The sequence below is a fragment of the Pseudoalteromonas sp. SANK 73390 genome, assembly GCF_054966645.1.
The window spans coordinates 14069-30331 of the sequence record NZ_ARPN01000056.1; the positions used below are offsets into that span (position 1 = coordinate 14069).

The 16263-nt window shown below is 40.5% G+C and carries 17 protein-coding genes; 12 read left to right on the forward strand and 5 right to left on the reverse strand.

What is annotated here, in order from left to right; translation table 11 throughout:
- Window positions 1-91: 91 nt before the first annotated feature.
- Entirely contained in the window at window positions 92-763 is a 672-nt protein-coding gene (locus tag SANK73390_RS08600) for a hypothetical protein (protein WP_261595226.1), read from the reverse strand.
- A gap of 226 nt (window positions 764-989) precedes the next feature.
- Here SANK73390_RS08600 and SANK73390_RS08605 point away from each other — a divergent pair, with 226 nt between their 5' ends.
- From SANK73390_RS08605 to SANK73390_RS08615, 3 genes are read left to right on the forward strand one after another with little or no spacing between them, the layout of a single operon-like run.
- On the forward strand, window positions 990-3530 hold the full coding sequence (locus tag SANK73390_RS08605) for an intermembrane phospholipid transport YdbH family protein (RefSeq protein ID WP_462765446.1): 2541 nt from the start codon (window positions 990-992) through the stop codon (window positions 3528-3530).
- Window positions 3527-3706: a YnbE family lipoprotein gene (locus SANK73390_RS08610; RefSeq protein WP_261595224.1), complete on the forward strand. Its 180-nt coding sequence runs from the start codon at window positions 3527-3529 to the stop codon at window positions 3704-3706. Before SANK73390_RS08605 ends, SANK73390_RS08610 begins: the two co-directional genes overlap by 4 nt.
- A gap of 11 nt (window positions 3707-3717) precedes the next feature.
- Complete coding sequence (locus tag SANK73390_RS08615) at window positions 3718-4038, forward strand: YdbL family probable chaperone protein (RefSeq protein WP_462765448.1); 321 nt, start codon at window positions 3718-3720, stop codon at window positions 4036-4038.
- Window positions 4039-4111: 73 nt separating this feature from the next.
- On the opposite strand, the gene SANK73390_RS08620 is transcribed toward SANK73390_RS08615, so the two are convergent.
- Window positions 4112-4672, reverse strand: a complete 561-nt coding sequence (locus SANK73390_RS08620; protein WP_462765450.1) for a DUF1415 domain-containing protein — start codon at window positions 4670-4672, stop codon at window positions 4112-4114.
- Window positions 4669-5943: a lipid IV(A) 3-deoxy-D-manno-octulosonic acid transferase gene (gene waaA, locus SANK73390_RS08625; RefSeq protein ID WP_462765452.1), complete on the reverse strand. Its 1275-nt coding sequence runs from the start codon at window positions 5941-5943 to the stop codon at window positions 4669-4671. Before waaA ends, SANK73390_RS08620 begins: the two co-directional genes overlap by 4 nt.
- Window positions 5944-6130: 187 nt before the next feature.
- On the opposite strand from waaA, the gene SANK73390_RS08630 reads away from it, so the two are divergent.
- From SANK73390_RS08630 to hldE, 3 genes are read left to right on the forward strand one after another with little or no spacing between them, the layout of a single operon-like run.
- Window positions 6131-7582, forward strand: coding sequence for a capsule assembly Wzi family protein (locus SANK73390_RS08630; protein WP_462765454.1), 1452 nt, complete (start codon window positions 6131-6133; stop codon window positions 7580-7582).
- Between the two features lie 54 nt (window positions 7583-7636).
- On the forward strand, window positions 7637-8227 hold the full coding sequence (locus SANK73390_RS08635) for an SIS domain-containing protein (protein ID WP_261595219.1): 591 nt from the start codon (window positions 7637-7639) through the stop codon (window positions 8225-8227).
- Window positions 8227-9684, forward strand: coding sequence for a bifunctional D-glycero-beta-D-manno-heptose-7-phosphate kinase/D-glycero-beta-D-manno-heptose 1-phosphate adenylyltransferase HldE (gene hldE, locus SANK73390_RS08640; protein WP_462765456.1), 1458 nt, complete (start codon window positions 8227-8229; stop codon window positions 9682-9684). Before SANK73390_RS08635 ends, hldE begins: the two co-directional genes overlap by 1 nt.
- Here hldE and SANK73390_RS08645 read toward each other — a convergent pair.
- Complete coding sequence (locus SANK73390_RS08645; RefSeq protein WP_462765458.1) at window positions 9674-10402, reverse strand: 3-deoxy-D-manno-octulosonic acid kinase; 729 nt, start codon at window positions 10400-10402, stop codon at window positions 9674-9676. The two genes, hldE and SANK73390_RS08645, sit on opposite strands and share 11 nt — an antisense overlap.
- A gap of 123 nt (window positions 10403-10525) precedes the next feature.
- On the opposite strand from SANK73390_RS08645, the gene SANK73390_RS08650 reads away from it, so the two are divergent.
- The 6 genes from SANK73390_RS08650 to SANK73390_RS08675 all read left to right on the forward strand — a co-directional run bounded on the left by SANK73390_RS08650 (window position 10526) and on the right by SANK73390_RS08675 (window position 15777).
- Window positions 10526-11572 (forward strand): glycosyltransferase family 9 protein, encoded by a 1047-nt coding sequence (locus SANK73390_RS08650; protein ID WP_462765460.1) that lies wholly within the window; start codon window positions 10526-10528, stop codon window positions 11570-11572.
- On the forward strand, window positions 11569-12123 hold the full coding sequence (gene gmhB, locus SANK73390_RS08655; protein WP_462765462.1) for a D-glycero-beta-D-manno-heptose 1,7-bisphosphate 7-phosphatase: 555 nt from the start codon (window positions 11569-11571) through the stop codon (window positions 12121-12123). The genes SANK73390_RS08650 and gmhB overlap by 4 nt, the downstream gene beginning before the upstream one ends.
- A 183-nt stretch (window positions 12124-12306) precedes the next feature.
- Window positions 12307-13503, forward strand: coding sequence for a glycine C-acetyltransferase (locus SANK73390_RS08660; protein WP_462765464.1), 1197 nt, complete (start codon window positions 12307-12309; stop codon window positions 13501-13503).
- 42 nt (window positions 13504-13545) lie between these two features.
- Entirely contained in the window at window positions 13546-14571 is a 1026-nt protein-coding gene (gene tdh, locus SANK73390_RS08665; RefSeq protein WP_462765466.1) for an L-threonine 3-dehydrogenase, read from the forward strand.
- 64 nt (window positions 14572-14635) lie between these two features.
- On the forward strand, window positions 14636-14953 hold the full coding sequence (gene glpE, locus SANK73390_RS08670) for a thiosulfate sulfurtransferase GlpE (protein ID WP_462765468.1): 318 nt from the start codon (window positions 14636-14638) through the stop codon (window positions 14951-14953).
- Window positions 14950-15777 carry a rhomboid family intramembrane serine protease gene (locus SANK73390_RS08675; protein WP_462765470.1) on the forward strand — a complete coding sequence of 276 codons (828 nt, stop codon included), beginning with the start codon at window positions 14950-14952 and terminating at the stop codon, window positions 15775-15777. The genes glpE and SANK73390_RS08675 overlap by 4 nt, the downstream gene beginning before the upstream one ends.
- Here SANK73390_RS08675 and SANK73390_RS08680 read toward each other — a convergent pair.
- On the reverse strand, window positions 15758-16153 hold the full coding sequence (locus SANK73390_RS08680) for a flagellar basal body-associated protein FliL (protein WP_261595210.1): 396 nt from the start codon (window positions 16151-16153) through the stop codon (window positions 15758-15760). The two genes, SANK73390_RS08675 and SANK73390_RS08680, sit on opposite strands and share 20 nt — an antisense overlap.
- Window positions 16154-16263 lie beyond the last annotated feature (110 nt).

Genomic DNA, 16263 nt, shown 5'->3' on the forward strand with positions numbered 1-16263 from the left:
GTATACTCGACACAACGGTCTTTTTGTTTGTTATGCTTTCAAAAACTGTACTGAGTGAAGCACTGAAGTGGCTAAGTGCAATTAGACAATGTCACTTGTCTAGATTTTGCGTATCATAATAGAGTGGCTTTAGTGACCCGCAATTAACAAATTTTATAGTTAATTCATTGTGAGGAGGGACGCGCTTGGAAGTGCGAAATTTTTGCATACACGCACTACTAAGATCGACAAAGATGAGGTGATTAAAGCTTGGCGGTTGTTGAATCTTATGGATATATATTCGACCATCTGATGAAACTGGGATCATATCGTACTCTTGCCACTGAGATGACGGGGTTAAATCATTTAGAGTTCGAGAATAAAGCTTTTTGCTAAACACAATAGGAGCATTACTTAGTAGTTTACTGCCACCTTTGCCATAATGGCCACTGTACACATCAGCGGTTACCTCTACTTCTTCGCCGCGCATTAAGCGTTCGATGTTAAATGCTTTTGGCTTTATGCTGACCAAATCAGCATCGCGGACTAAGCTCAAAAATGCAATGCCTGGGTTTTCAATTTTATATACCACTTGGACATTATTTGGAAAGTCGTAAGTTGGCAAGTTCGCAGCATAAATACTTGCGCCTTGGTTAAGTAATACCATAGGGTGCTCACCATGATAAGCAGGGTTCAAAGGGGGAGGCTCAGGCTTTTCTTCAGCTGTGGTAGCAAGGCTTGTTAATATAAGTAGAGTGAAAAATAGAGCGGTTTTAATTGTCATATCAGGTAACCTGTATTGGTGTTTTTAACGCTACTTAGCGTGCGGCAGCGACAATGAGCACATTAGAATAGAGTATAAAGCATTATTCATTTATGTTAGCCATAGTACAATAAAGTATTTATTTATTGTTCAACACTACAACTTATTACAATTAGTTTGTCACAGCAGTATAATTTTACTTTATCATTGGAGCTAATAAAGCTAACTATATAAAAAGGCTAATTATATGACCTTTGGCCGATTAAAGTGGATTGGCATCATTTTATGCAGCTTGCTTATCAGCCTTTACATCGCGCGTAAGCCGCTGGTCACTGCCCTTGCAAATTACTATTTAGCCACACAAAAAATACAGCTTGGATGCCTAGATTGGTCTATCAATAGCTGGCGCTCTGTACAAATACAGACATTATGCTTAAAACATGAAGCATTTGTTATTGAGGCTGAAGGTGTTAACTTAAATGACACCCGTGCAGCTATCAAAAAAGTGTCTATAAGTGTAAAGCAAACCCAAACCCAATCGCGGGTTGCTGCTGAGTATGTGCCGTTATCTTTAGACTTACCCAATAGACCTTTACTTAATATTGCGAGTTTACAGGTTGTTGGTAATGACTTTATACCGGCCATTAAAATGTCGATAAATGAGCATGAGCTTAACCGCTTTGACGTTCAAGGAGACGTGCAAGGTACACTGCAACTTGCACCTACCGTCATTGATGCGGATGTCGATCTAATGAGCCCTGTGATACGCAGCTATGTTCCAGAATTAATAAAAGATGTGTCAGGGCGAGCCGAAATTTCTTATGATGGCAATGCCATCAATATTGTCCTTAAACACCAACTATTAGGCAGCGCTGAACATAAATCTTGCTTAGTGCAGTTATATAGTAATGGTGTTGGTAAATTTAATATTGATTTGAATACCCAGCAGGTAAAAGCAGATTTATCAAGTCTAAACAATATATTAGAAATTGATGACTGCGACTCTTTGATACCCCATAGTTACGCTGAACAATTACGCCCTTTATTGATACAGCCTTGGCAATTGCAATTCCCAAGTGTTGCTAAAATTAAGAGTATGAAAATGCTGACAGAGCATGTGACTTTAGTAAGTGAAGACAGAAGCAGTCAATTTAACATTAAGATGCTAAAAGCTGATTTGGCAGCTAATAAGGCCAATGCAGATTTTGAGTTGATACATCAAAGCACAAATCTCGGTATGCTCTCGTTTAATGGTTCAATCGCTATTTTTGATAAACAAATTAATGGCAATGGCAGTTTTAGTTATCACAGTGATATTTTGCCTTTAGTGCCTTTTCAAGGGCAGGATATACAACTTGATGGTAATGTTAAAGTAAACTTTCAGGCAGGTCTCACACGATTAAAGCTCGATGCAATAGGGGCGCTTGATAATGTTGACTTTGAAGGTTTTAGTGCACAGCAAAGTCGTATGATAATCGACAGTAATATTGAGTTTTCAAAGTATTTAGTTACGAATACTCAACTTACTTTGACTGCAACTGAACTTAAAAATCAGACTTTGAATATCAAAAACAATCAGCTGCAGCTTGATTTGAGTATTGATAAAAACCACATGTTACAACTAAAAGGTTTATTGTCGAGCGATTTGATAGAGAACAATTCGATTAAGGTAAAAGGTATTAAAACACAGTTCTCTTTGGCAGGAGGTATTGGGGCCGGCGAAATATTCACTCAGATTGAAGGGGAAACTCAACTCGCTGCAGTGCAAACATCAGACCTGACATTAAAAAATATCACTATTGAAAGTTCAGGCCAGCAAAGTCGGGGTGTTATGTTTACACACTTTATTAAAGGGGTGGGCGTTGAGGGAGTATTTAAACACCAGTATTCACCTTTGGCACATCCCTATCAATTATTAGTAACCGCAAAGCCAATCATTGATTTACAGAGCATTGTGGATAATTTTGTGCCAGAACTAAAATTAGCCCAAGGTGAAGCATCTATTGAAGTGACTGGTGACCTTAATCTGCAAACAGCTGATTTTATTGCGCAGTTACATAATGTTTCGGCTCTATACGGTGCACATTATATTGATGACATCAATACGATTATTGATGGTCAGTACAGTTCAGGAATGATTAATGTCGCGCCTTCTAAGCTTAATGTTGCTCAGGTGCGATCTGGTGTGGTGCTTTCAAATGCATCAGCTACGTTAGGCGTTAAAGATAACCAAGCATTTTTAAGCGATATTAATGCTCAAGTATTCGATGGTCAGGTGAGTATTCCAAGATTTAATTTATCTGCTGAACAACAACATTTACAGCTTAATGCACACTCGCTTGACCTTGCACTACTCGCCCAAGCTGGACGAGACGCGGGTGTAGAGCTCATGGGGCGAATATCTGGCACTTTTCCTGTCACTATTAAAGATAAAAAAGTCACGGTTGAGCAAGGTAAACTGTTTAACGCGGATACTGGTAAGTTAAAAGTGGCTAAGAATGCCTCAATAGAAGCATTGAAAGCGCAGCAGCCTAGCTTAAAGTCTGTGATTGGTGTGCTCGATGATTTAACCATTGATAATTTAAGCAGTGATGTGGCACTAACTGAAGACGGTTGGCTGACATTAGCGGTGCAAATTGAAGGAGAGAATAAACCTCAGTCACAGCCTGTAAATTTTAATTACACGCACCAAGAGAACATATTTACGCTTTTTAGAGCGCTGCGGTTGAGCGACGAGATAACCCAAAAAGTAGAAGATGCATTAACTAAACAGGAGCAAAGCCCATGAAATGGACTCTAATACTGGTAAGCCTAATATGGCTCAGTGCTTGTACGCATAAAGTACAAGTCGAAACCAAAGAGCCAATTACGATCAATTTAAACGTTAAAGTAGACCATGAAATTCGGGTGAAAGTTGATAAAGAACTCGATGACCTATTTAGCGATGACAGTGAATTATTCTAAGGGAGAGAAAAATGAAAGCGAATAAGTTAATTGTGGCAATTGCAGCTGTTGGTATGGCATTTTCAGCTTGGGCATTAACCTTAGATAGTGCAAAAAATCAAGGTTTAGTGGGAGAAACAGCGAGTGGTTATTTGGCAGCAGTGTCTAGCAATTCGCAAACGCAGCAACTCATTTCTGAGGTAAATACTAAGCGCAAAGCTAAGTATCAACAGTTAGCGAAAAAGAATGGGATCAGTTTGTCACAAGTGGAAGCACTCGCGGGCAAAAAAGCGATAGAAAAAACATCAAAAGGTCACTATGTGCAAGTAAATGGCCGTTGGGTTAAGAAATAGCTATACAGTATTTCCTATTTCAAAACCCTTATCTAAACCTGAGGCCAGATAGTAAGCAGGTGATACAGTGCTATCACCCGCCTTTTTTGTGACAGCCTTTTAGTAGCTGTTGCCAAAATGCTTCGCCTTTTCTTCTGGCTAAGCGAATGTTATTGTCAGGAATGCTTTGAGGATCATCGTAGCTTTGCAGTGCTTGAGCCATACTTTGTTCGCGAATTAAGTGCAAGGTAGGGAAGGGGGCGCGGTTGGTATAATTTGCCGCGTCTTGCTCGTCACTATCGGCAAACACATAATCAGGGTGGAAATTTGCGAGTTGATATTTTCCTTCATAGCCTTGCACGCTGAGCATGGCATTGGCTAAGTCAACCAAGTCTAGGAAGTCGCCGAAGTCACAAAAACCATTTTTAAAAATAAGCAGTGATGTTTCTCGATTTGGCTCATTGTCTAATGTGGTGCATTCATCCAGCATATCCATAACAGCATCATCATGGTTTATGGCTGTGGATACTCGATAATAAATTGTATTTTGTTCTACTTCTTGACGAGCAAATGGACAGAAGTTGTATTTAACAATCACTGAGCTAACCCAGTTTTGCATGACTTTTTGTGGCGTGAGTGAAGGATTGTTTGTCATGGCTGTTCCGTGGTTTTTAATTGAGATTGCAATAAGTTGAGGGTTTTTGTTATTGCGCCTTGATTGCGCTCTAAACATGCCAAGGCTTGCTTGCCTTGTGTTTTTCTTTGTGGCTCATCATTGAGTAAAGTATTTAAAAGGCTTGCGAGCTCTTGGCTGTTACTCACTTTAGTTGCTGCATTTAATTCAAATAGTAATGGATAGATATGAGCAAAATTATACACATGAGGGCCGGTCAAAATTGGTAATGAAAATGCAGCCGCTTCTAACGGGTTATGGCCACCGCGCGCAATTAAACTTCCACCAATGTATGCTATATCAGCACATCCAAATAACATTTTTAATTCACCGAGAGTGTCAGCTAGTAATACTTGTGATTTTGGGTCAAAAGGTGAACTACGTCGGCAATATTGCAAAGGAGATTGTGTGAGTAACGTAGCTACTTTATTAAACTGCTCTGGGTGGCGTGGTGCAATAATTAATAGTGCATTGGGGTGGGTATTTAATAATATTTGGTGTGCAGCCAAAATTTGCTCATGCTCACCCGGATGAGTTGAACCTGCAACCCATATAGGTCGTTTAGAGAACGTTTGTTTTAGCTGGTTGGCAGTATTTTTGTCATGTTTTGTAAGCTGTATATCAAACTTAATAGAGCCTGTGACCATGACTTTGTGCGGCTCTAACCCTAAGCGAATAAAACGTTGTGCATCTTCGTCATTGTGACTGGCTAAGGTATTTATGTGCTGCATAATAAACCGGCTCAAAGGGGCGATTTTTTGATAGCCTTGAAATGACTTTTCAGATAACCGAGCATTGATGATATTGACAGGGCAGTGCAGTTGCCTTGCGTGCGCAAATAGGTTTGGCCAAAGCTCGGTTTCTAACATCACCAGGAGTTTGGGTTGTACATGACGAATAAAACGTTTACTAGAAAAATAAAAATCAATGGGTAAGTAACACACAGTGACTGTATTACCTAGATTCTGCTCTATTTGCACTCTACCTGTTGGTGAGTTACATGTCACTAATATGTTCTCTAGTGGGTTTTGTTGAATAAATGTTTTTATTAATGGGGTGGCTGCGAGTACTTCTCCAACAGAAGCACAGTGAAACACCACTGCATGTTTAGGTATTTCAGTACGATAGATACCCAAACGCTCTAAAAAGTGTTGCCGATAGGCGCTTTGTTTCTTGCCACGAATTGCATACAAATACAATAAAATAAGCGGGCTTAGTAACGCCAATGAAAGTGAATAAAGTAGTTGAGTCATAGAGGCTGGGGCCTGTGATCATGCAAGGTTATTTTACAACGTCTGGTATTAATTTTAGATACTATTTTAACGTGTTCGACAGCTTTAGTGAAACACTATAACAAAATTACACATTTGGGGTCGTGCTCCTAAAGCGGTTATTTGTTATTATGCCAGCACTTTTATCTACTCATAATTATAATTCACTATGTCGTTAAAACTCTCTTCATATTTGGTTGCGCTGGCACTATTTTTTTCGAGCTACAGTTTTAGTGCGCCTACTGCATATTTGCCGATTGGTAAGGATACATTATTAGAGTACCAAATTGACCGCATGTTCGCGCTTACTGATGGTACGCCAATGGCTAAACCTTATCGTATTAGCGAAATTAACATAGCTTTGCGCCACTTACAGCGTATTGATAAACCTTTATACAGCTCAATTCGTAAGCGTTTAAAAATGTATTTTAGTAAGGATGATGTAACACGTCAGGGAGTTAAACTTCGTTATGACTCTGGTGAAACTGTAAAACTTGCCAATGATAGAAGTAATTCATCTAATGAGTACGCAGAGGTGTCACTCGAAGGCGTATGGCGAGGGAGTGAAAGTTCCTTGCTGCAGTTAGGAATGGACTATCGTGTGCGCCAAGGTGATTTGGTGCCTTACAATACTTTCTATGCATTAGGCGGTGATACTTTTCAATTAAATTTGGGCTATAAAGAACATTGGTTTTCGCCTTTTAAAAGCTTTGCACAAGTTTACTCAAATAATGCGAAGCCTTCTCCGTCAATATCTTTAGGTTTAATTGCGCCATTACAAAACTGGTGGAATTTTGACTTTGAATTGTTTTATTCAGAATTAGAATCGGTAGAAAATGGCATTGTATATCAAGGCAAGCTGCACAGCGGATCACCCAAGCTTGCTGGTACGCATTTTAGTTTTGAACCTATAGCAGGCTGGAAGATAGGCATCAATCGTATGATGCAATTTGGTGGTGGGCCAAGAGAGGTTGGCACAAGTGATATTATCAAAGCATATTTTGACCCAGCTGGTAATGACAATAAAACGGCTGAATTGAGTCAAGATGATGAACTAGGCGACCAATGGGCGACTATCACTAGTACCATAAGAACTGACTTTTATACGCCAATTGAGTGGTATTTTGAATATGGTGGTGAAGATACTAAAGGCCATAAAAACTATCAATTTGGTAATACGACCAACAGTATTGGCTTCTATTTGCCACAACTAACAAATACCACAACACTGCGCTATGAATATACCAATATGCACAGTCTTTGGTATGTAAATGAGATTTATCCGAAAAGTGGCAATACCATCAAAGGTGCAGTAGTGGGGCACTTTGCTGCTGATCATCGAGTGTTTGGTGATGCAGCGCCAAGTCAAATTCATACAATTGAAGCGACTTACAATAGTGATAGCAACTCAATGTGGCGAGTGAAATATACACAAATAAATAATGAGAGTAACTATATTAATGAGTTCAACCAAGTAGGCGCTAAGTATGAGCAAGCCAGAGCCGTTGAACTAAGTAATAGTCAAAGAATAGATGGTCGTCAGGTAGAAACTACCTTGAGCTTTGGCACGGATGTGTTTGGTGAAAATTATACTTGGCTTTCGCTCAATGTATACTGGTAACCTTGTACGATATTAATAAAGTTTATACCCGAAAGTGGTAATTTAGGAACAGATATGTCGCAAAATGAGCAAATTGAACAAAGTTACTTAGCGAGCCTTGAACGCCACCAATTGTTATTTGAAACAATGGCAAACTATCACCAAGAATGTATCAGACTGCTAGAAGCATGTCATAGTACATTAGCTAAGGGTGGGAAAGTGATTTGGTTTGGTAATGGTGGTAGCGCTGCTGACGCGCAACATTTAGCTGCGGAGTTTGTGGTGCGCTATAAGTTAGAACGAGGCCCGTTGGCATCAATTGCTTTAACGACTGATACATCGATTCTTACTGCACATAGTAACGACTATCATTTTGATACTGTTTTTGAGCGCCAAGTGCAAGCTTTATGTAAACCAGAAGATTTAGTCATTGGTTTAACTACCTCAGGCACGAGTAACAATATTAATTTAGCATTAGCGGCAGCTAATGAGATTGGTGCCAACACGGTCGCGTTAACAGGTCGTGATGGGGGAGATGTAAAAAACATCGCAAAATTACCAATTATCATTAAAAATGATGAAACTGCACGTATTCAAGAAGCGCACATGTTTATTGGGCATTGGTTATGTGAAGCCGTTGATATGTTGGTTGCGGAGCAGCTGTAATGGATTTTTCTCGCTTACAGAACTTAAATCAGGCTCGCATTTTGGTTGTGGGTGATGTGATGCTTGACCGATACTGGTTAGGTGATACTGCGCGAATTTCTCCAGAAGCGCCAGTGCCTGTTGTTAAGGTAAATAGTTTAGAAGACAAAGCGGGTGGTGCAGCAAACGTAGCTAAAAATATTGCTCATTTAGATGGCCATGTTGGTTTGCTAGGACTAATCGGTGAAGATGACAATGGGCAGTCTTTGACGCGTATTCTAGAGAATGAAAAAATTGCGTCTCAGTTGGTTAGTATCGAAGAATTACCAACCATTGCTAAAATGCGTGTAATTAGTCGTCATCAACAGGTTGTTCGCTTAGACTTAGAAGAACCATTTACCGAACAACATAGCCGTTTGCTTCTAAAGCGACTTGAGCAAGTTATTGATAGCTATGATTTTGTGCTCTTTTCAGATTACAACAAAGGTGCACTTAGCTCGATTAAAGATATGATTGCCCTAGCAAAAAGTGCAGGGAAAACGGTATTAATTGACCCCAAATCTAGTGATTTATCTTTGTACCGGGGGGCTGATTTTATTACTCCAAATTTAAATGAGTTTAAGCTTGCAGGTGGCCTGCTAGATAGTGAAGACATATTGACGCAAAGCGCGCGAAAGTTGATTGCAGACAATGGCATTGGCGCTATGTTGTTAACACGTTCGGAACAAGGTATGTCACTCATTTCTCAGACTGAAAAGTATGACTTTCCAGCTCAAGTGCTAGAGGTCAGCGATGTTACTGGTGCGGGTGATACGGTGATAGCTACGCTCACCACGATGCTTGGTGCAGGTATGCAACCTAAAGACGCTGTTGAGGTAGCGAATATCGCAGCAGGTATTGCAGTGAGTAAGCTCGGTGCCGCAACGGTTTCTCCTGAAGAGCTCAGCCGTAAAATGGGTCAATACTTACGAGAAACAGGTGAGCACTATCAAACCCCATTTGATGATGTGTTTAAGCATGTTGCTTTTGCCAAGAAAAATGGTGAAAGAATCGTCTTTACCAATGGTTGTTTTGACATTTTACATGCAGGGCACGTACGTTATTTGGCACAAGCAAAAAGTATGGGCGACCGTTTAGTTGTTGGGCTAAATAATGATGAGTCAATCACGAGGCTTAAAGGGCCTGAGCGGCCGATTAATTCATTACATGAACGCGCCATGGTATTGAGTGCTTTGGCTTCGGTTGATTGGGTTATTCCCTTTGGTAGTGAAGCTGAAAATGACACGCCAGCTAAGTTAATTGAGCAAATAAGCCCTGATACCTTAGTAAAAGGGGGGGATTATAAAGTTGAAGATATCGCGGGAGCTGACTTTGTGCTGAGTCAAGGTGGTCAGGTTGAAGTATTGGCATTTTTAGACGGTTGCTCTACGTCGGGCATCATAGCAAAAGCCAAACTGGGTAAAAAACTTAAACTTTAACTGTTTTCAATGAGTTTAAGTAAGATTGGTGCAGTAATTGCCAATCGTCTTTGCAGAAATTAAAGGCCGGCCATTTGCCGGCTTCTTTATTAAATGAGCGTTGTAAGCGGCTAATGTTTTCTTTTTGCCAGCTAGATTTCGGTGAGCGTAGTTGGCCTCGGTCAAAGTCAATCAGATATACCTGACCGTCGTCACTAAATAATATATTATTTATATTTAAATCGGCATGAAAAACACCAGCGTTGTGAAAGTTGGCAAGCGTTTGAGCCACTAATATAAGCTCCTCTTTGCTTGTACTACGTGCTTGTAACACTTCACATAGACTTTTAGCGCCACTAATTGCATGTGTAATTAAGTCACCGCGATAAATTATACCGCAGCGCGTTACTTTTGCTGCAATAGGCTTTGAAATAGGCAAGCCTAGAGCGTCAAGTTGACATAAAAGGGTAAATTCTTGATATACGCGGGTGTTTTTAAAACCGCTAAAAAAGTATTGATCAGACAAAAATTTACCAATTATGCCACCGCGCCAATAGTGCTTTAGCACATTCACTTGTCCATCATTTTTAAAAAACCAAGCGGTCGCACGGCCTTGTTTAGTCGCAACTATCGCATTTTTTTGTTGCCAATATTGGGCATCAAACCAATTTAATGTAATTGGGTAGCTAACCGACTCAGGTGTAAGTAAATAATGATTATCAATGATAGTTGTTTTCATGCAAAAAAGTGTGCTTATGAACAATTACGCCAAGTGTAACGTTTTTTTTGTTGGCCATAAACTTGCAAAGCAGATTGATTAATTTAAGATCTGGGCCAAAGATTTTTGATAAGCAGGAAATGTGTGTCTCAAGCTCCTCGTTCTATTTGTATTTTAAGGCTATCGGCAATTGGCGACGTCTGTCATGCAGTTGCGGTCGTACAAGCAATTCAATCGCAATATCCAGAGGCGTCAATCACGTGGGTGATTGGCAAGGTTGAAGCGATGTTGCTGGCCGACTTGCCCGGTGTTGAATTTGTTATTTTTGACAAAAAACAGGGTAAAGTAGCTTATCAAAGTCTTAAAAAAACTTTTAAAAGCCGAAAGTTTGATGTGTTGCTGCACATGCAAGTGGCATTTCGTGCCAACTGGGCTGCACGTTGTATTCCTGCCAAGATAAAAATAGGCTTCGATAAAGGGCGTAGTAAAGAACTCCATTCGTTATTTGTTAAGCAACGTATTAGGGCGCAAACCGAACCACATGTACTAGAGGGGTTTCAAAATTTTGCACGTGCCATTGGTGTTCAATGTGACACACCGAGCTGGCAAATGCCTATAACGGTGCAACATGAGCAGCAGGCACAAATGCTATTAGCAGATTGTAATGATAGAGTGTTTGTTATTTCACCCGCGGCCAGTAAAGCCGAGCGAAATTGGTTGGCTCAGCGTTATGCCCAACTTGCAGAACACGCAGCTGCGTGTGGTTTCTCTGTTGTTATAACGGGTGGTCCTACAGCCATGGAAGAAGACTTGGCAAAGCAAATTATAGCGTATGCACAATGCAATATTATCAATCTGGTCGGTAAAACACAGTTAAAAGTGTTGTTGGGTGTGCTCAAACAAGCTTCCTTAGTACTAGCACCTGATACAGGTCCAGCGCACATGGCAGTAACTGTGAATACACCGGTGATAGGTCTTTATGCTCATTCTAACCCTAAACGTACTGGCCCCTATTTGTATCAAGATTATGTTGTGGAGGTTTACCATAAAAATTTACTAGAACAAAGAGGTAAAACAGCACAGCAATTGCCTTGGGGTGTGCGTGTAAAAGGGAGCAACTTAATGCAGCAAATTACAGTAAAGCAAGTAGTGGAAATGTTTGACCGTGTAGTGGAAGCTGAAAAGTTATGATTAAGAAACAAAACAAAGCAATATTCTTAGACCGAGATGGCGTAATAAATGTTGACCATGCTTACGTACACAAAATTGAAGACTTTCATTTTATTGATGGCGTTTTTGGAGCATGTCAGCAATTTGTGGCTATGGGTTACATCATAGTGGTTGTTACCAATCAATCTGGTATTGGCCGTGGTTATTATAATGAACAGCAGTTTGCCACACTAAGTGATTGGATGTGTAATGAGTTTGCAAAGCACCAAATTCCAATAAGTAAAGTGTATTATTGCCCACATCACCCTGACAAAGCAATTGCGCCTTTTAAGCTTGACTGTGATTGCCGTAAACCAAACCCGGGTATGCTAAATGAGGCCATCGAAGAGTTTAATATTAATGTTAGTAGTAGTGTTATGGTGGGCGATAAGTTATCAGATATTAAGGCGGCAAGAGCCGCAGGCATAGAAACAGCAATTTTGGTGGGATCAGGGTACTCGTTTAGTGATGAGGCTAAAGGCCACGCTGACTATGTTTGTGCATCACTACAGCAGGTGCCTGCATTGCTGTAACTTATCTCAAAAGTGTTTACTTGACGTGTTATCACACGATAATCACAACCCGTGCAATTGGGGCTTTAACCTTTTACAATAGCAGCCCAGTTTTTTGATTTACCCTGTATGCGTTTTGACACTCTCACTTAATGATAATAGTGGCGCGTACATTGGGACCCGTGCAAATAATGGAGACTCCAAATGAGAGCATCGGCCTTTTACAGCCAGCTACAACAACAGCTTGAAGATGTTAAAGCTGAAGGTTTATACAAAAGTGAACGTGTGATCACTTCTTCTCAACAAGCGCAAATAGCGGTTGAAAGTGGTGAATCGGTAATTAACTTTTGTGCGAATAATTACTTGGGGCTTGCCAATAACCCAAGCCTAATCGCTGCAGCAAAGCAAGGGTTAGACGCACATGGCTTTGGCGTAGCATCTGTGCGCTTTATTTGTGGCACACAAGATATTCACAAAACACTTGAAGCTAAAATTAGCGAATTTTTACAAATGGAAGATACCATTTTGTATTCTTCGTGCTTTGATGCGAACGCAGGCTTATTTGAAACTATTTTAGGCCCTGACGATGCAATTATTTCAGATGCACTAAATCATGCTTCAATCATTGATGGTGTTCGTTTGTGTAAAGCTAAACGTTTCCGCTATGCTAATAATGATATGGCTGATTTAGAACAGCAGTTAATTGCGGCTACAGAAGCAGGTGCAAAAACTAAATTAATTGCCACAGATGGTGTGTTCTCGATGGATGGCGTGCTGTGTAATTTAGAAGCAGTATGTGATTTGGCAGATAAGTATGATGCATTAGTGATGGTTGATGACTCTCATGCTGTTGGCTTTGTTGGTGAAAATGGCCGTGGTACGCCCGAGTATTGTGGTGTTATGGATCGAGTTGACATTATCACTGGTACTTTGGGTAAAGCACTTGGCGGTGCTTCGGGTGGTTATACATCCGCTAAGAAAGAAACCGTTGAGTGGTTACGTCAGCGTTCACGCCCATATTTATTCTCAAACTCACTGGCTCCTTCTATTGTTACTGCTTCTATCGCTGTATTAGATATGCTCAAAGACGGTAAAGCGTTAAGAGATACTTTATGGACCAATGCAGCCTATTTCCGTGAAAAAATGGAGGCGGTAGGCTTTACTTGTGCAGGTAAGGATCACGCAATCATTCCGGTGATGTTAGGTGATGCAAAAGTTGCGGCCCAAATGGCTGACAAGCTATTGGCTGAGGGTATTTATGTAACAGGTTTTTCGTTCCCTGTTGTACCAAAAGGGCAGGCTAGGATCCGTACTCAGATTTCAGCAGCACACACACGTGAGCAGTTGGACAAAGCCATTGATGCCTTTACACGTATTGGTAAAGAGCTGGGTATTATTTAATTTTAAAGTGAAGCTTCGGCTTCCCTTGTTTGAGTAACAATTATGAAAGCTTTATCTAAGTTAAAAGCCGAACCAGGTATTTGGATGACAGATGCGCCCAAACCGGAAGTAGGGCATAACGATCTGTTAATTAAAATTCGTAAAACGGCTATTTGTGGAACAGACGTACACATTTATAAATGGGATGAGTGGGCACAGAGTACGATTCCTACCCCAATGGTTGTGGGTCATGAGTACGTAGGTGAAGTGGTTGATATGGGACAGGAGGTTCGTGGCTTTGACGTCGGTGACCGAGTGTCAGGTGAAGGTCATATCACATGTGGGCATTGCCGGAACTGTCGCGCTGGGCGTGTTCATTTATGCCGTAACACTACAGGTGTAGGTGTTAATCGCGAAGGTGCTTTTGCTGAGTACTTAGTGATACCTGCATTCAATGCATTTAAAATTCCAGATAACATATCTGATGATTTGGCATCAATATTTGACCCGTTCGGTAATGCAGTGCATACCGCCTTGTCATTTGATTTAGTGGGCGAAGATGTACTTATAACAGGTGCTGGTCCCATTGGCATAATGGCTGCCGCGGTTGCTAAACATGTTGGTGCTCGTCACGTAGTGATCACCGATGTCAATGAATATCGCTTAGATTTAGCGCGTAAAATGGGCGCAACTCGTGCAGTTAATGTGGTCAATGAAAAGCTTGAAGATACCATGACAGAGCTTGGCATGACTGAAGGGTTTGACATTGGTTTAGAAATGTCAGGTGTGCCTGTTGCGTTCAATAGCATGCTAAATAATATGAACCATGGTGGAAAAATAGCGATGCTTGGTATTCCGCCTTCGGATATGGCTGTTGATTGGAATCAAGTGATTTTTAAAGGGTTAGTGATTAAAGGTATTTATGGCCGAGAAATGTTTGAAACGTGGTATAAAATGGCCAGTTTAATTCAATCTGGGCTAAATCTAGAGCCTATCATTACACACCAGTTCCAAATAGATGAGTTCCAAACAGGTTTTGACACTATGATATCTGGTCAATCTGGTAAAGTGATCTTAAACTGGGGTTAACGCCCATTATTTAACACATAAGAGGCGGCAATTGGTCGCCTTTTATATTTTTGAGTAGTAACTTATGACGATGAAACATATATCAGTAACCCAAACCAAAGCGTTACTTGAGCAAGATAATGTAATAATTGCTGATATCCGCGATGAAAATAGCTTTGCACAAGGCCATATTCCTGGCTCAGAGCATTTATCTAACGCTAATATTGGTCACTTTATGCAAGAAAAAGAGTTTGATCAACCGATCATTGTTGTTTGTTATCATGGTATAAGTTCTCAAGGTGCTGCAAGTTATTTAATAGAGCAGGGCTTTGAAGATGTTTATAGCATGGATGGTGGTTTTACTCAGTGGGCTTCACAGCTGCCTGATTGCATTAATAAATGATTTTGCTGGGCACATTCAATAATCCACGCGCTGTTCAGGGCGCTGCCGATTACTTTAAAACGCAAGGCGTACTTGTGAGTCTTCGCTCAAAAGATGGTATGAGCGTTGAGGCTTGGGTTGCAGATGAGCACCGTGAGCAAGGCGCTATATTGTGGCAAGACTTTTTGAATGACCCTTATCAAGACAAATATTTAAGTGCATCTTGGCTTAGTGGCGAAGCGAACTCTCCACTAAATTACGGTGGTAGCGAACTGAACTTATTGCAACGCTTTAACGCGCTACATTGGTTTTTAAAAGTAGTGTTTGGGCTTAGTTTAATTGTATTTGGTAGTTTCTATATTCTTGATGCGAACACAACCTTTAATTATTTGCAATTTAAGCCTGATAGCCCAATTAGTTGGGTAACACCGGCACTGCTGCACTTTGGTGCATTACACTTAGTTTTTAATTTAAGTTGGTGGCTTCATCTTGGACAACAGATAGTAGAGCGAACAAGCCCACGCTACTTGTTTTTACTATTTTTTGTTAGCTCGATAGCCAGTAATTGGGCTCAGTATCTAATGGTAGATAGCCGCTTTGGTGGTCTCAGTGGTGTTGTTTATGCTTTGTTGGGCTTCGCTTGGGTATACAGCGCAAGGCATCAATCTGAGCCTGCATTAGTCAGCAAACCGGTGGTTGGATTTATGCTACTTTGGATGGTGTTTGGCTTCACCGAGTTATTTTTTATTAGCATGGCTAATTGGGCTCATTTGTTTGGGTTACTCAGTGGTATTCTGGTTGCTTTTTTACAGCCGACAAAGCGTACTAGTGATAGAGATACTTAGTAAACAATACGTCTCTAATTATCTCACTGCCCGTCTCTTCTTTAAGTAGGCTCTTTAATTTATCTGCACAGCGCTGTCTTATCTCTTCTCGGCCAGTAAGAGACTTTATGGTTTCTTCTGGTTCCTTGCTTAAAATTTGAACGATGGCATCTCTAAGTAATGGTGTATGGTGTTCTACAACACTGATATTACCTACATCATCTAACATCAAGTCAACGGTTACTCGTACGTAACCAAGCTTCTTATTTGATTGGCCAATATAGTTTGTGATTATGTCTGGTTCAAAACCAAAATAGCCTACGTTAGAGTTCGCACGAACGCCAAAACAAGTGATGACGAGTGTAAAAACTACGAGTAAGTAATAAGGTTTGTTCATAACAATTTGAAATCCCATTAGTTCAACTGCGAATTGGCACTGTTAAGTGTATACTTAAATGCAAGTATTTTACATATTTGTAGTGGATATCTTATTAAAATATCAGCAAA